At 69.5% G+C, this 13689-nt stretch carries 17 protein-coding genes; 6 read left to right on the top strand and 11 right to left on the bottom strand.

Annotated features, from left to right (window positions below; translation table 11 throughout):
* Positions 1-62: 62 nt before the first annotated feature.
* The 5 genes from ACWCQM_RS18460 to ACWCQM_RS18440 all read right to left on the bottom strand — a co-directional run bounded on the left by ACWCQM_RS18460 (position 63) and on the right by ACWCQM_RS18440 (position 3654).
* Positions 63-659, bottom strand: a complete 597-nt coding sequence (locus ACWCQM_RS18460; protein WP_450916267.1) for a DUF262 domain-containing protein — start codon at positions 657-659, stop codon at positions 63-65.
* Positions 660-755: 96 nt separating this feature from the next.
* Positions 756-1022, bottom strand: coding sequence for a hypothetical protein (locus tag ACWCQM_RS18455; protein ID WP_351867364.1), 267 nt, complete (start codon positions 1020-1022; stop codon positions 756-758).
* A gap of 239 nt (positions 1023-1261) precedes the next feature.
* On the bottom strand, positions 1262-1792 hold the full coding sequence (locus ACWCQM_RS18450) for a hypothetical protein (RefSeq protein ID WP_450916266.1): 531 nt from the start codon (positions 1790-1792) through the stop codon (positions 1262-1264).
* Positions 1789-2538, bottom strand: a complete 750-nt coding sequence (locus tag ACWCQM_RS18445) for a DUF6283 family protein (protein ID WP_450916265.1) — start codon at positions 2536-2538, stop codon at positions 1789-1791. Before ACWCQM_RS18445 ends, ACWCQM_RS18450 begins: the two co-directional genes overlap by 4 nt.
* 198 nt (positions 2539-2736) lie before the next feature.
* Positions 2737-3654 (bottom strand): hypothetical protein, encoded by a 918-nt coding sequence (locus ACWCQM_RS18440; RefSeq protein WP_450916264.1) that lies wholly within the window; start codon positions 3652-3654, stop codon positions 2737-2739.
* Between the two features lie 393 nt (positions 3655-4047).
* Between ACWCQM_RS18440 and ACWCQM_RS18435 the strand changes: the two genes are divergently transcribed.
* Positions 4048-5211, top strand: a complete 1164-nt coding sequence (locus ACWCQM_RS18435) for an MFS transporter (protein ID WP_450916263.1) — start codon at positions 4048-4050, stop codon at positions 5209-5211.
* Between the two features lie 180 nt (positions 5212-5391).
* On the opposite strand, the gene ACWCQM_RS18430 is transcribed toward ACWCQM_RS18435, so the two are convergent.
* From ACWCQM_RS18430 to ACWCQM_RS18410, 5 genes are all read right to left on the bottom strand, one after another.
* The gene (locus ACWCQM_RS18430) at positions 5392-6528 is read right to left on the bottom strand and encodes a hypothetical protein (RefSeq protein ID WP_351867349.1); all 1137 of its coding nucleotides are present in this window, start codon (positions 6526-6528) and stop codon (positions 5392-5394) included.
* A 320-nt stretch (positions 6529-6848) separates the two neighbouring features.
* Entirely contained in the window at positions 6849-7580 is a 732-nt protein-coding gene (locus ACWCQM_RS18425) for an XF1762 family protein (protein WP_450916262.1), read from the bottom strand.
* 133 nt (positions 7581-7713) lie between these two features.
* Positions 7714-8427: a WbqC family protein gene (locus tag ACWCQM_RS18420; protein WP_351867346.1), complete on the bottom strand. Its 714-nt coding sequence runs from the start codon at positions 8425-8427 to the stop codon at positions 7714-7716.
* Positions 8428-8446: 19 nt separating this feature from the next.
* Positions 8447-9112, bottom strand: a complete 666-nt coding sequence (locus ACWCQM_RS18415; protein WP_351867343.1) for a YdcF family protein — start codon at positions 9110-9112, stop codon at positions 8447-8449.
* 17 nt (positions 9113-9129) lie between these two features.
* A complete protein-coding gene (locus ACWCQM_RS18410) occupies positions 9130-10233 on the bottom strand; it encodes a helix-turn-helix domain-containing protein (protein ID WP_351867341.1) in 1104 nt (367 codons plus the stop codon).
* Between the two features lie 159 nt (positions 10234-10392).
* On the opposite strand from ACWCQM_RS18410, the gene ACWCQM_RS18405 reads away from it, so the two are divergent.
* The 4 genes from ACWCQM_RS18405 to ACWCQM_RS18390 are packed head-to-tail and all read left to right on the top strand — an operon-like array spanning position 10393 to position 11692.
* On the top strand, positions 10393-10839 hold the full coding sequence (locus tag ACWCQM_RS18405; protein WP_007490484.1) for a hypothetical protein: 447 nt from the start codon (positions 10393-10395) through the stop codon (positions 10837-10839).
* Positions 10830-10955, top strand: a complete 126-nt coding sequence (locus ACWCQM_RS18400; RefSeq protein ID WP_450916261.1) for a hypothetical protein — start codon at positions 10830-10832, stop codon at positions 10953-10955. The genes ACWCQM_RS18405 and ACWCQM_RS18400 overlap by 10 nt, the downstream gene beginning before the upstream one ends.
* A gap of 24 nt (positions 10956-10979) precedes the next feature.
* Positions 10980-11231 (top strand): ATP-binding protein, encoded by a 252-nt coding sequence (locus ACWCQM_RS18395; protein ID WP_450916260.1) that lies wholly within the window; start codon positions 10980-10982, stop codon positions 11229-11231.
* Positions 11228-11692 (top strand): hypothetical protein, encoded by a 465-nt coding sequence (locus ACWCQM_RS18390; RefSeq protein ID WP_450916259.1) that lies wholly within the window; start codon positions 11228-11230, stop codon positions 11690-11692. The genes ACWCQM_RS18395 and ACWCQM_RS18390 overlap by 4 nt, the downstream gene beginning before the upstream one ends.
* Positions 11693-11990: 298 nt before the next feature.
* On the opposite strand, the gene ACWCQM_RS18385 is transcribed toward ACWCQM_RS18390, so the two are convergent.
* Entirely contained in the window at positions 11991-12662 is a 672-nt protein-coding gene (locus tag ACWCQM_RS18385; protein ID WP_450916258.1) for a hypothetical protein, read from the bottom strand.
* 363 nt (positions 12663-13025) lie between these two features.
* Here ACWCQM_RS18385 and ACWCQM_RS18380 point away from each other — a divergent pair, with 363 nt between their 5' ends.
* Positions 13026-13592, top strand: coding sequence for an RDD family protein (locus ACWCQM_RS18380; protein ID WP_450916257.1), 567 nt, complete (start codon positions 13026-13028; stop codon positions 13590-13592).
* The last annotated feature ends 97 nt before the right edge of the window (positions 13593-13689 follow it).

Below are 13689 nucleotides of genomic sequence, written 5' to 3'. Positions count from 1 at the left end.
CCGCAACCCTAGGGCCCTGCTGCGGGCCACATGGCCTCAATGCGCAGTTCGGGCCGGAGGACCTACGGCTTCTTCTCGGCGATCTCCCGGGCGTGCTGCATCTCCTGGCCGGTGTGGGGCGTGCCGCCGCCGTTGACGAGCAGGTACATGGCGGCCTCGTCATGGATCGTTCCGGCCGTCCGGAACTCGGCGACCTGGAACTGAGCGCGGCGGTCGAACTTGAGCCGCCCAGGCTGGCTCAGCCCGCCATAGCGGACGTAAGGGCCATCCTCGGTGAGCTCGGTCTGCTCCACGACCGCCGGGTCGAACCAGGAGGCGGGAACAGCGAACTGATCGGTGAACCACAGCTTCGCTGTCAGGATCCGCTGCTTCCCGTCGACGGCCGCCCATACCGCCGCCCCGGCCTTGTACACGTCTTCCGTGGCTGCGGCCCAGTTCGGGTTGTCGCGATCGCTGATGATGATCACGCCAGCGGGCAGGCCGATCATCCAGGAACGGACGAGTGCCACTCGCTGGTCCGAGGTCCAGACACTGCCCCGCTGGTAGGGAGGGTCCACATCGAGCTGCCCTTCCTCGACCTGGCGAACGAGGTCGTGAGCCCCGCGGGCCCTCGGGTTCAGGGTGGTGTGCTCGATGTGGGTGGGCGTCTGCCGAGTCATGGGGATGAGGTTCCTTCGCTCCGAGGGACGGGGTACTCGGAGGGAGTGAAGCGTCCTTGCCGACCGGGCAGGAGCAGCGGCGAATCCTGCCTCCCGCTATCCCTTGATCCGGTAGTCACCGTCCTCGATCAGGCCCTCGTGGGCGAGCCCGTTCAGCAGCACCTGCGGGCGGGGAGCGGGGCCCCCTCGGGCCATCCACAGGCGGGTGGTCTTGGCGTCGTGCAGGTTGCCGTGGACCTGGAACTCGCCGCCGGCGGCCGTGCGGGCGTCGTAAGTGCGGCCGGACAGTGCCGCTACAGTCCGGTCCAGGTCGTGCGGGAGGAGGACTCGCAGGGTGATCGTCTCGTAGGGAAGCTGGGGCATGGCTGCTCTCCGATCGGTCCGCTCGGGACAAAAAGGTGCAGGCTCGGGGGAGCCGGGCACCTACGAAGCGCTGCCGCGGCTGGTCCGCGGTGGACGCTGTCCTGGTGGTCAAGACGAGCGCAGCCTGCCTCGTGAAGCGGACAGCCTCCGGAAGCACGTGGACGCCGCTGTGCGAACCTCCGCAGGTTGACGGTCGAGGGGCAGAAGCGGGAAGCCACGCATCGCGGGAACGACGACGGTCAGGCGGTGCGCTCGGTGAGGCTTACGGCATACGAGGGCAGTCCCTGGCGAAGGATGGTCGTGTTCGCCCCTTCCCAGAACTTGACCGGATCGAGGGTCAGAACCGCATCCGTCCCGCGCAGCGCCCGCTGCTCCCGGCAGAAGCGGTCAGAGAGCGGGACTCCGAAGTAGGCCGTGGCCCACCCGTCTGGCAGCGCCGGATCGGCCACCCTGCCTTCGGCCGTCAGGCACCAGGCATGCTCGAAGCCGCTGAACGGGATCTCCGACGGAACGAGCACGAAGCCTTCCACGTACGTCCACCCGGCCTCCTCGGCCCACCGGCGGGCGACGTGAAAGCAGCGCCCGGGATGCTGGGCGTCCGGCATGGGCCAGGCAGCCGGCTCGTATGCCTGCCCGTGGCGGACGACGAGCTCCGCGAAGCTGGTGTAGACCCATGATTCGTCCCCGAGCGGCAGCTGTCGGTAGCGGGCTATCCACTCCTGGAGCGTGTCAGACGCCGCAGTGCTCGACTGGTTGGCATCGGCGGTCACCCGGCACCGCCCGAACGCCGGTTCTGCGTGCCCTCGGCAGCCACGTCCCCTCCTGGCAGCGTCTCGTTGTCTGCGCACATTTGCGACCGGCCCCGAAGAATCGGGGCGAGCGTCGGGTCGCCCTCCGCGACACCGTTGGCCACGGCCATCTCCGCGTAGTCGTCGTACAACTCGACCCCGGCAGGCAACGTCGGCACCTGAATGAGCCCGGCCTCCAGCAGTTTCAGCACCTGCTGGTTCCCCGAGGCGCCGCGCAGCAGCCACCCAGCACAAACCCGCGGCGCTTCAGCAGACGAGGAGTGGCAGCCGAATCGGCGGTCACTGTCCGGGTAGGACGTCGGAGCTGAAAGACGGAAGGCCTCCGCGGGAAAAGCGCCCGGAACCGCGTCCCGCCGCCAGGGGCACCGCTCCGTACCCGCGCAGGGGCTGCGCTGAGCGACCGGCGGCCCTTGGCAATCCACTGACGTCACGCCCCAGACCGGGCCCGCCGGCCGCTGCTGGGTGACCGTGCCCCCCTTTCGACTGCTCGGAAGCCCAGGGGCAGCCTCGCCGTCGTGCTCAGGATCTGTGATCAACGGTTGCCCGGACGCCAGGGTCGCATTCAACGCCTCCAGGACCTCGTCGACCGACAGACCGCGAGCGTTGGCCAGCCTGGCCAGGTGCGCGCGGACTCGTTGATCGTGCTCGGCCTCGTCGTCGAGCGGCTGCTCAGGACTGAGGAGGGTGCGGTCTGCCTCAAGGGCCATGGCTAACGACTCCTGGAGTGGTCGAAGAGGGGAGGATCGCACAGGAGCGTGGATCGCGGATCGTGGGCCCAGTCTGATCTCGAGCGCTCTCGACGCCGAGGCCTGGCGAAATCCTCTCGGCCGTCGGGTCGACGGGGATACCGGTGGAGTTGCAGAACTGTGCGCGGGGCAGTCCGTTCAACATCCGGAAGCGCCTGGTCATCCGTCGTAGGTGAGATGGAACCGCCAGGTCAGTCCTGAGCCCCCCGAGCCGGGCGCTGGCGCGAGCACAGGCTGGCCCCGTACGAGTAGATGCCGGGCGACCACACTGAGTTCGGAGGACACGATGCTCTGATGCAGGGCGTGCAGGATTCTCGACCGGTCATCCTCGGCGCCGGGGGAGGAGGCTGCAGTCACATCGGCCCAGGAGAACCGAGTAGCTGGGGCGTCACCTGGGCCTTCCACCGTGATGCCGGAATCGTCGGCGTCGAGCCTCTGGCCGGGCAGGGTCCCGATGTCGGTCAGGTACGGCTTCCAGCCGCCGGCCGGTACTGCAACGGCTCCCGGCGTACGTGCCGTGCCGTTCTGGTGGTCGTACGCGAGCCACAGCACCACTGCTCCGTTGCCGTCCGGGCCGTTCTCTTCGTCAGCCGGGAAGCCAGGATCGGAACGGTGCGGCGGAAAGACCTGCTTCCCGCGGTAGGTGAACCATTCGCCCACCTCGTGGACGGCGAGCGTGCCGATGGCGTAGTGAGCCTGAGCGACCGCGAGCGCCAGGATCTCCTCGTCACTGGCCCCGGCGGCGCAGGCGGCCACCAGCATGTCGTCCGCCCAGTAGTGGAACCAGCGCAACTGGATCTTGCCCCGGTCAGGGTCTGTGACGTCGGGAGCCATGAACAGAACCCGCGGGTTGAACGATTCCGGACTCTCCCCAGCAGCCGACCACGTCAGGCGAATGTCGCGGTAGTCGTACGAGATGTCCGCCAACAGCCGGGGGAGGCGCCCGCCATGCTCCTCCACTGCTGTGCTCCGACAGGACTGGCATAGAACCTCTTCGAAGACCCAGCGCGACACACCGCACACACAACTCCCCGCGTCACGAGCGATCGGCGGCACGTACGGCACCAGCGACAGCATGAAGAATCTCCCGAACAGGTCTCGGCCCACGCCGCATCCGATGACCGGAGCAGCGCAGTCAGTCTGAACGGTCCTCCCGCTGGTGTCCCAACCACCGCGAGACCGGGCAGCACCCATGAGTGGAGGCTTGTCGGCGAGGACTGCGTGGACGGCGAAGGAAGTGCTCAACAAAGGTGTCCGGTTCACGGCCCACCATCCCGTCATGCGACAGCCAATCCACCCCGCACCAAGCTCTCCAGCCCCCGATCCGCGTGCCAGCGGTCCCGCTCGCGGACACTGCCGGCATGCCCAGCCGTCAGCACCAGCTCGAGCGGCCGTACTCGCACCACACCAGGACCCGCCGTGTGCCGGTGACGGAGCGCGGCCGCATGGCCGAGAGCACGGAGGCCGCAGGTGACAACCACCGCGACCTCCACGGCCCGCGTGGCCCCTTCGACGAAGCGGTCTCGGCTGCTCCTGATCGGATACTTCGCCACTCTGGGCGTGGTCATGGCCGTATGGGGCGCCCGGATGCCCGCCGTTCGCGCCGCTGCTGATCTCCAGTCCGGTGGCCTAGCCGTAGTTCTTCTCTCGGCCGCTGCCGGGATGGTGGGAGGCCTCCTGATCGGCGGCCGCATCGCTGACCGGCTCGGATCATCCCGCCTGCTGGTCCTTCCCGCTGTTGGCTTCGGCTTCTCCCTGGTCCTCTTGGGGCAGGGGCGCTCGCTCCTCACGCTGTCGCTCGCCGCCGCGGTGTTCGGGGCCTTCCACGGACTGCTCGATGTCGGAGCCAACGCCTCTGCAGTCACGTGCGAACGGGCTTACGAGCGTCCGATCATGTCCGGGTTCCACTGTGCCTACAGCGCCGGCGCGCTCCTCGGAGCCGCGCTGACAGCGGTGACCGCATGGCTGCCGCACGACCTGCTGTTCGCTGCTGTCGGCATCCTGGTCTCCCTGGCGGCGGTCACCTCCGGCCGCACGGTCCGGGCTGCAGGCCACCTCGACGCCCCCGCCGGCGCGTCACCCGACGATGAAGACGAAGCCGCGCTTCCCCGGCGCAGCCTGTGGCTTCTGGGTGCCCTCGCGGCGGCCTGCCTGCTCTGTGAAGGCGCCGCCGTCGACTGGTCCGCCGTACACATCAAGGACCTGGGTGGATCGGAAACCCTCGCCGCCGCCGCCTTCGCGGTCTACAGCGCTGCGATGGCGGTTGGGCGGCTGTGCGGGGACAGGATGCTGGCCCGTTACGGGCACGTCACCGTGGTCAGAATCGGTGCCGGACTCGGAGCCGTAAGCCTGGCGATCGGGGTGGCCTCCAACTCGATTCCGATAGCCATGGCCGGATGGGCCGCAGTGGGGCTGGGGCTGTCTACCGCCGTCCCCTCCTTGATTTCCGCCGCCGGCCGCGGAGGGCCACGTGCTGTCGGCACGGTCGCGGCCACCGGATATCTCGGTCTCCTCGCGGGGCCGGCCTTGATCGGCGCGCTCGCCTCCTGGACCTCTCTGCCGACTGCCCTCTACCTCCCCGTGCTCATGGCCGTCGTCATGGCGGCCACGACCCGCCGTGCACTGAGACCCTGAAGGCGGGCACCGTTCCCTTCGTGCCCGGACAGGTCCGAGTCGGCGCCCAAGACGCGCCCCACGATGAAGCGGCCGCCCCTGTGTCGGGGCGGCCGCGTCTCGCGGGGTGATCGGCATATCCGTTGCAGCGGTTCTGGCCGATCTGTTCTGTCGCGCTCGGCGTGCGGCGCCGGATGGGTGTTACTGGGAAACCTCGTAGGTGTAGGTCGTCCCGCCCTGGGTCCGAAGAGGCTTGCCCTCCGGTCCTTTCGTCACCTCCGGGAACAGGTCCTCTCGGTGCTCGTGGTACTTGAGCTCGGTGTCCTGCATGTCATGGTGCAGACGCGGATTCATGCACGTCATGCGCCGGTGCGGCGGCACCTTCCAGCGGTACTTCCACTCCACCTTCCGTCGACCGTCGGAGGCCGCCGCGTCCCGGTCAGCTTCCGCCTTGGCCGGTCGACGGGCGCGGGTGAGGTCGACGACGTGCACGACGCCGTCACCGACGGCCGGTCCCAGGCCTGACTGCCGCGCCTTCGCCTTCGCCTTCTTCCGCGCCGAGGGCGGCAGCACGTTGTGACGCTTGATGTCGACGAGCTGGGTCACCCCTGTGCGCTGCTGCATCATCTGCCATGCGGTGTAGAGCACACTGGCCCAGTCGTGAGGGCCTGGCTGGGGCTGTTCCTCGAAGCGCTCCCCGATCGGCAGCAGCGCCTCATCATGCCATCGCAGAGGCCCCCACAGGTCGGTGTACTCGCGGGAGAACAGTGCGTCGCGGGCCCGGGCCATCGCGGCCGTCACCGGCACCCCGTTCATCATGGCGACCGGAGCCTCGTCGGGAAGGTCCGGGATGTCGCCCGGCCGCGCGGAGTAGAAGGTGACCCATATCGCCTGCATCGTCTGAGGAAGGCGGGCGGGTTCCCCGGTTTCTTCCCGGCAAAGCCACGCGATGGGATGCTCGGGGCCGAGGTGTTCCATCTGCTCGCGACCCCACAGGGACCAGGAAGCGGCGACGATCGGGGTGTGCAGCTCCACCACGCGGCCGTCAGCCGCCATCACGGGCTCGGAGTGGTGGCCGATCGGATCAGCGAACACGATCAAGCCTGAAGGGCTGGGGAGCCGAGTCGCGGTGATCTTCTCCTTCGGAGGTGACCCGGCCGCCGCTGCTACGGCCATGCCGGTGGCGTTCGACCCGAAGGAGTAGGTGCGAGCCTGCTCCAGCCGCAGGGACTCCTGGCTGGCCAGCACCTTCGCCGCCCAATCGGCGGTATCGCAGGCGCCCAGGTTCGGCACATCCGGGACGGGAAGGACGGACCAGCCACCCTGGCGGATGGCCATGCCCAGTTCCTCAAGGCAGATGTTCGAGCGGGTGAAGCGTTCCTGGCGCTGCAGCCAAGTGGGAAGCAGGGCAGGCTGAGGCGGCGTCCAACGTGCTCCGTAAGCCTGCCTGACCGTCCCCGTGCTCATGTCGCTCCCCGTGATCCCCGGCCGCGCTCTCCACCGGCGCGGTCTCGTTGGAGCGCACTGAACAGGGAAGAAGCGGACCGGGGCATACTTCGGCGAATCGGCGTCGCAGGGGGGGGGAAGGCGACTGTCCTCTGTGACGCCGCGGCTGGACTGGACAGGGCACGAGCCTGTACGAGTGACGAGCCGACCGGTCAGACCGCAGCCTTGGCGGCGCGGTGCGCACGGACCCGACACGTCGTCGAGCAGAAGCGGGCAGGGCGTCCAGGACCGGGGCGCAGCGGGAACGGTTGCCCGCACCCGGGGCCCTCACAGAGGATTTCGTTCCGGATTTCGTTACGCAGCTCGGCCAGCGCTGGCAGAGCCGCAGCCCCTGATCGCGACTGCTCCCACAAGATCCGTGCGACCTGATCTGTGCCTCGATCCCTGCGCGGACGTGAGGGGGTGTCCCATCCTGCACGGGGCCGAAGCGCCGCAACCTGCTTCCAGCCGACGGCACGCAGACTGGCGCCCGACTCGCCGTCCTGGGTGTAGGTGATGAGCCGTAGGTAGCCGGCAGCCGACGCGGTACGCCATGCGGCCCCGTACAGGGTGCTGCAGGCGTTGGGAGTGCCATCGGTAGCCACTCGGGTCACTTCAAGCTGCCACCCGTCATCGAAACAACGGGCCACAGGGCGGCCCACAATCGCAGCGCCACGAAGCGTTCCAGCGTCGTCGAGTACACCGAGGCTGAACTTGTGGCCGGTCGGCCGTTTGTGATGCCGGTGAAGCCTGTCAACAGCCTCGGCTGCATCACGGAAGGCGAGCGGGATGATCGTGAGCTTCGACTGACGGCCGGGTGCCGGGGGTTCGGCACGTCCGGGGCTGACCGTGCGTGACACGCCCTGGAGCGTTTGCAGGGGACTGTTGAGTTCGACCAATGACATGGCCTGCACGGAACAACGACAAGGCCGTCGGAGCCCCGCCGCGGCGAATCTCGTGTGAACCGAGTCGCCCAGAGCCAGAGGGTGCCTCCTCCTTGACCGGACAGGGGGACGCCGCTCGGGCACAGCGGCCGGGTCATGCCTCCAGCATGGCCTCGGGCGCCGCGGCGAGTGCGCGGCAGCGGGCGGCCACGGCCTGCGGACCGAGCGCCGCCAGCGCCCACAGGGCGCTGACCCGCCGGCCGGTGGACCAGATCCCGGTCGCCGGCGGTCGGAACGGCACAACGGCGATGTCCTGTGCCTTGAACGGAGCGGGGTCGAGGTAGGTCATGCCGCCCGTTCCGCACAGGTACGTGCGGGCACCGGTCGCGGCGGCCAGGTCGGCGAGCCGCTGGGAGCGGCCCGGCCGGGCGGGTAGATCGCTGCTGGTCAGGATCTGCCCGCGCCAGCCGAGCAGGTCCAGCAGGAGACGGGTGGACGTCTCGGCGACGATCGCGGTCCGTTCGGTGGCGAAGGCGTCCAGCGCCGGAGCCAGTGCCTGGGCGAGGGCCGGCCAGTGGGGGCTGTTCCCGTAGTGCTGGCGCAGCATGCCTTCGGTCCTGCGGCGTGCGAGAACTGGATCGTCGATCAGCGCGTCCCGGATGAGTGTGGAGCGCCCGCTGGGCAGGTGGGTGGGGATGGTCAGCCACCGCTGGCGGGCCGGGTCGTCGAGGTCGGCGAGACGGGCCCGGTGCTGGTAGTCGCGGCGGGTGAACTGGACGTCGTCCAGGTCGATCCAGGTGTCCGCCGCGAACAGCTTGGCCAGCGTGCTCAGCCGGGGAAAGATGTTCGGCTGATGGATCGCGCACAACCCGCCCAGCGCGGGCAGCTCACGCGATGAGGCGGCTGGTGAAGCCGTCGCGGATGAGGGACTCGTACGCGGCATGCACGTCCTCCGGGACCTCCTGGGCGATGGCGAATCCGAGCTTCGGGTACTCGATGACCCGCTGGAGGTCGCCGACGAGCATGTCCAGCACGAGCTTCTCGTCGCCGATGGACTTCAGGTAGTCGTCGAACTCCAGCGGCTCCGATGCGCACCGGATGTCGACGTCGGGCCACAGCTTGCGGGCGGTCGCGAACGACCGCCGTTCCATGTAGGGCTTGGAGACCAGCAGCACCGTCGCGGGGCGGATGCCGGCGGCGGCGAGGACCTCGCGGGAGAGGGTGATGTTCTGCCCGGTGTTCGCCGCGTTCGGCTCGAGCAGGATCGCCTCGGCGGGGACGCCGAGCTCGATGGCGTGCTCGCGGAAGTGGACGGCCTCGCCGCGGGGGAAGACGTTGGCGGTGGTGGGGCTGTTGCCGCCGGTGAACACCAGGGTGGGGAAGAGACCGGCGCGGTACAGCTCGGCGGAGTGCGTGGCGACGCCGAGGTCGTGGCTGCCCAGTCCGATCGCCGCGTCGGCGGGCCGCAGCTCGTGGTGCATCTGGTGGTAGTCCCAGATCAGCTTGGCCCGGCGCCACTGGTCCTCGGTGATGGCCTGCTGGTCGTTGCTCACGCGTGTGTTCTCCCTGGTCACCGTTGCCGGGGGCCGGTCGGCCCCTCGCTCATGGCCCTGATGCCCTCGATGCTGTGCAGTTGGTGCACGAGTCCGTACTGCGCGGCCTGCCTGGCGGCCTGGTCGAGGACGAGGTGTCCATCATCCCGGGTCGCCGGATCGGAGAGCAGGATGTGGCCATGGGCGGTGTCCAGTCGCACGCGTTGCATCGGTGACTCGATGGTGCCGCTGCTGCGGGCGATGTCGATGAAGTGCAGGGCCTGGGTGAGGTCGCCGGCGCCGCGTCGGGCCAGGGCGAGTTTCTGGTGGGCGACCGACCAGTCGTCCGGTTCGGTCAGGTCTTCGAAGTCGCGGGTGGCGGCCTGCATGACACGGGTCGCGTAGTCGTGCTGGCCGTCCTTGCTGAGCGAGGTGCCCACCCACAGCCTCGCGCGGGCGCGGTCGCGGCGAGAGAGCCGATCGTCGACGGCGAGGGTTTCGTAGTGGCGGGCAGCGAGCTCCAGCTCGCCGGACATCTCGGTGACGACCGCGAGGGAGAGGTCGAGCTGGGCGACGCGGCGGGGGATATCGAGCTGGGTGAAGATGGCGCGGGCGTCGGCGTAGGAGCGGCGGGCGGAGAGCGGGCCGAGGACGGCGCCCTGGTCGCGTTTAAGGTCGCCGAGCAGCGCGGTGGACCGGGCGAAGAGATACAGGCCCTTCACGTCCAGCTCGGACGCCTGGAACCGGGTGAGCCACCGGTTCAGGAGGCTGTCGGCGAAGGTGAAGTTCTGCCGTGACAGGGCGACCACGACGCGGTCGAGGTCGTCGGCCCAGCTCTCGTACTCCCAGGCTCTGGGACCAGAAGTGGTGATGCGAGGCCGGCCGACGCTCGGCCCGGTGCTGGTCATCTCGGACAGGATCGTCTCGAAGCGCAGGTGGACGGCGACGTCCGCGCGGCTGAGGGCGGTGTCCAGGATGGCCTGGGTGTCAGGGCGGGGCGCGGTGTCGGTGAGCTTGCTCTCCCACTTGGACACGGTCGCGACGGCCAGGCCCAGCTGCTGGGCGAAGGCCCGCACGCTCAGACGCAGAGCGCCCCGCAAGGCCTTGGCCTCCAGGCCAGTCCAGTGGTGCACCGTCGCCACGCGTCGTCACTCCCTTCCACCCGTCATCGAAGCACGGTCCGTGCAGTCGGCGGGACGGAAGTGGAACGGAAGTAGAACGACGGCTGGTTGGCGGCGAGTTGGGCAGCGGCCACGCTCAGAGCGTCACTTCTCTGCCGAGCCTTCTGGATGGTCCCCAGCATGGAACCCCTCACCGAGCAGCGCCAGGTCAACGGCCCGGTCGTGTACGGCCTTCTGCGGCTGGTGCGGGTCTCCCCGGCACGGCAGGAGGCACTGGTCGGCTCGCTCGCCGAGTACTGCCGCAGTCACGAACTGCAGCTGTCGGGCGTCTTCACCGACCGGGACACGGCGGCGGGCGCCGCGTCGGCGGCGTTCACCGGGCTGCTGGACGTGCTCGCGCTGCCGGACGTCTACGGCGTGATCGCGCCGGCCATGTCGCACCTGGGACCGAAGGCCATAGCCGCCGAACGCAGGCGGCGGATCGAGGCGGCTGGCTCACGGCTGCTGCTGGTCCGCAAGCCCCGGACCACGCACCACGCCGCTGCCCGCACCGGTCCCGTCCGCCACCGCCAGCCCGGCACCACCCGCGTCCTGGACGCCGAGTCACGAGGACCACGATGGCCCTGACGACCCAACAGTTCTTCGAGGCCCGCCCCGAGTCGATCAGCCAGGCAAGATCCTTCACCTCCGAGGCCCTGACCGACTGGGGCTTGCCGGACCGTGTCGAAGACATCCGGCTCTGAGTCTCCGAACTCGCCACCAACGCCATGGTCCACGGCACCGTGCCCGGACACGGCTTCCTGGTCAAGCTCGACGCCCAGGAGGAAACCGTGCGCATGGAAGTGCACGACAGCCGCCGTCGGCACCCCTTGGCCCGGCAGACCGCCGACACCGACACCTCTGGACGCGGCCTGATCCTGGTGGCCGCGCTCGCCGACGGCTGGGGAGTCCAGGACCGCGCCCCGTCCGGAAAGATCGTCTGGTGCTGCTTCAAGGCCGCGGGAGGCACGACAGCATGACAGTCCTGCTCACGCCGCCCGCCCCTGATCTGCGGCTGCTGGTGTCCCTTGCCGCCTGGACCTGGGCCGACACCCGCCCGGACGGGCATGAGGCCGCACACATCCTGATCACCCGCGCTCCCACCGGCTCGGGCACCACCGAGACGGCCGAGGCAGGGATGCGGCGGCTGTCCGCCAGCCTGGGAGGCCTGACCGGCGCCCGAGAGGTCGTTCCGGAGCTGGAGCGCTGCCTGCAGATCGTCGGCGACCAGGTGCTGCTGCACGTGCCCGGGGTCTCCCGCCGGCTCCGGCTGCCCACCCGCTGCCCCTGGACCGAACTGGTCGCACGCAACGCAGAGGCGGTCCTGCTTCTGGGACTGGATCCGCTGCCGCAGACCGCCGACGCCGCGCGGATCGACGCCTACCTGGATGCCACACTCGCCACCGACCGGCTGCTCTTCGGCCGAGCCCGAACCCGCTGAACCCGTCAGCTCGACCGCCCGGACGCAAGCACCCCGGCCGGGGCGACGCAGCGGGAGAATGCGCCAGGCCAGACCTCTTACGCGGATCAGCGCCAGCCACCTTCCGACCGCTCGACAACCCGCGGCGCCGACCCGGCAGTCCTCGTCGCCTCACGACCCGAACCCATCCGGCGGGCTCACCCGCTCACGGGCCAGCCGGCGCACCTGCGCACGAGCGCCCGCCGGAGGACTGCGGCCCTCCCAGTACGGATGCGCGTCCACGCGCGCGGACAGCGTGACCAGCCGGCGCCGCAGCGCGTCATGCCTTCTGGCGCACGGAATGGGCAGCGATGACACCGTGGATCGCCTTCACCGACGGGGTGTCGTAGAGACCCCTGCGATCCGGCGACCGGCTCAGCCCGAACCGAGTCCGCCGCGCGACTCCGGGTGCGCAGAACCACGACAGGTCGAACTGCCACCCCAGCCCGTCGTCCACCGCACGGCTCACGCGGACGTTCAAGGTGAACCCGTCCTCGTACGGGGTCCAGGCCTGTGCGACGGTCCAGCCGTGGTCCTCGGCATGCGAGAGCAAGTTCGCCGCTGCCTTCGGCAGGGTGTATCCGCGGGGCGGGGCGAACACGACCCCGGCTTCGAGGAGCCGCTGAGTCCTGTCACGGACCTGGCGCTCGGCCGGGGTCAGCACGTTGTCACGCGCCAGGGCGGAGGCCAGGGTGATAGTCCGCCCGCTGTAGCGGCAGGTGAAGCCGATGCCGGACGCGTCCCGGATGACAGCACGACGCTTACCGTCCAAGGTCCACTCGGCCTTCGGCTCGTGTGCGCCCAGGACGCCATCACGGACGTCTACTCTGGCTGTGCTGCCGCACGGGCACAGCGCAACGACACAACGCTGCACGTCGCACCACACGTTGGGCAGGAGGATGGCCGTCTCGTGCTGCGGCTCAGTGGCCAGGCGCTCCAGTGTGGTCGTCATGCTGCTCTCCTAGAATTCGGATTCCGGCTGGGAGGCAGACTGAACGGGATCCGGGGGCCAGAGGCTCGTACGGGCGAGGACCGGCGGCCGTGATGCCCGAGACCGGCAGGTGCCCAGTCGGACAGCAGTAGGCGGCATACGCGGAGCACCCGAGCGGATCAGACTGGGCGGCGCGCCACCGGTGATGTATCCGCCGGCAGAACACACGGCCCCTCGAGGGCGTACGACTCAGGCCCGTCCCTCCGAGCCGTACGCGCGTCGACGCAGGCCACCCTGCGTCGGGTAGAGGGCGGGCCAAGGGAGATGTCCGGATCGGGGCCTAGCTTTCCAGCGTCCCAACCACCGACGGTCCAGGAAGCCTTCATGACGACACAGCCCTACGGCCCTTCCGGCCCCACCCCCGCCGCTGGCAGCGCGTACGGCTCACCCAGCCACGCCCCGGCCGCGTACGCGTCCTACGCCCCGGGCCACTCCCACGTCGGGCCTGTGTATGGCGGGCCGCCAGCAGGCCCGCTGCTCGCCAACATCGGCGCCCGGCTTGGCGCCCGGCTTCTGGACCTCGTGATCTGGTACGTCGCCTACTTCGTGACGGCGATTCCGCTGATGATCTGGATCGATTCCGGCGCCGGTGCCGCCGGACAGACAGTGCTGGTGGCCTGGCTGCTCACCACCTACGTCCTGTACTTCCCCTTCAGCGTCTGGCGGTTCGGTTCCACCATCGGGAAGAGGATCTGCAAGATTCGCATCGTGCGGAGCCAGTCAGCCCTGCCGACCGGGTTCTGGCGGGCGATGGGACGGGAGACCTTCTTCTTCGTCGCCGCGGTGATTCCGGTCCTCGGCCTTCTCAACCCGCTCTGGTGCTGCTGGGATAAGCCGTACCAGCAGTGCCTGCACGACAAGGTCGCCGACACGATGGTGATCACACGGTAGGGCGCCCCCAGGCGTAGGCGCTGACCTGCCGCCGCAAGGCGTGCCCCACCAACTCGACACGGACGCCCCCACTGTGGATCTCCACGGTGGGGGCGTC

This window comes from Streptomyces sp. NPDC002125, from assembly GCF_053593715.1.
Note: the sequence above shows the minus strand (reverse complement) of the source record. Positions and strands in the feature narration are given on the sequence as shown.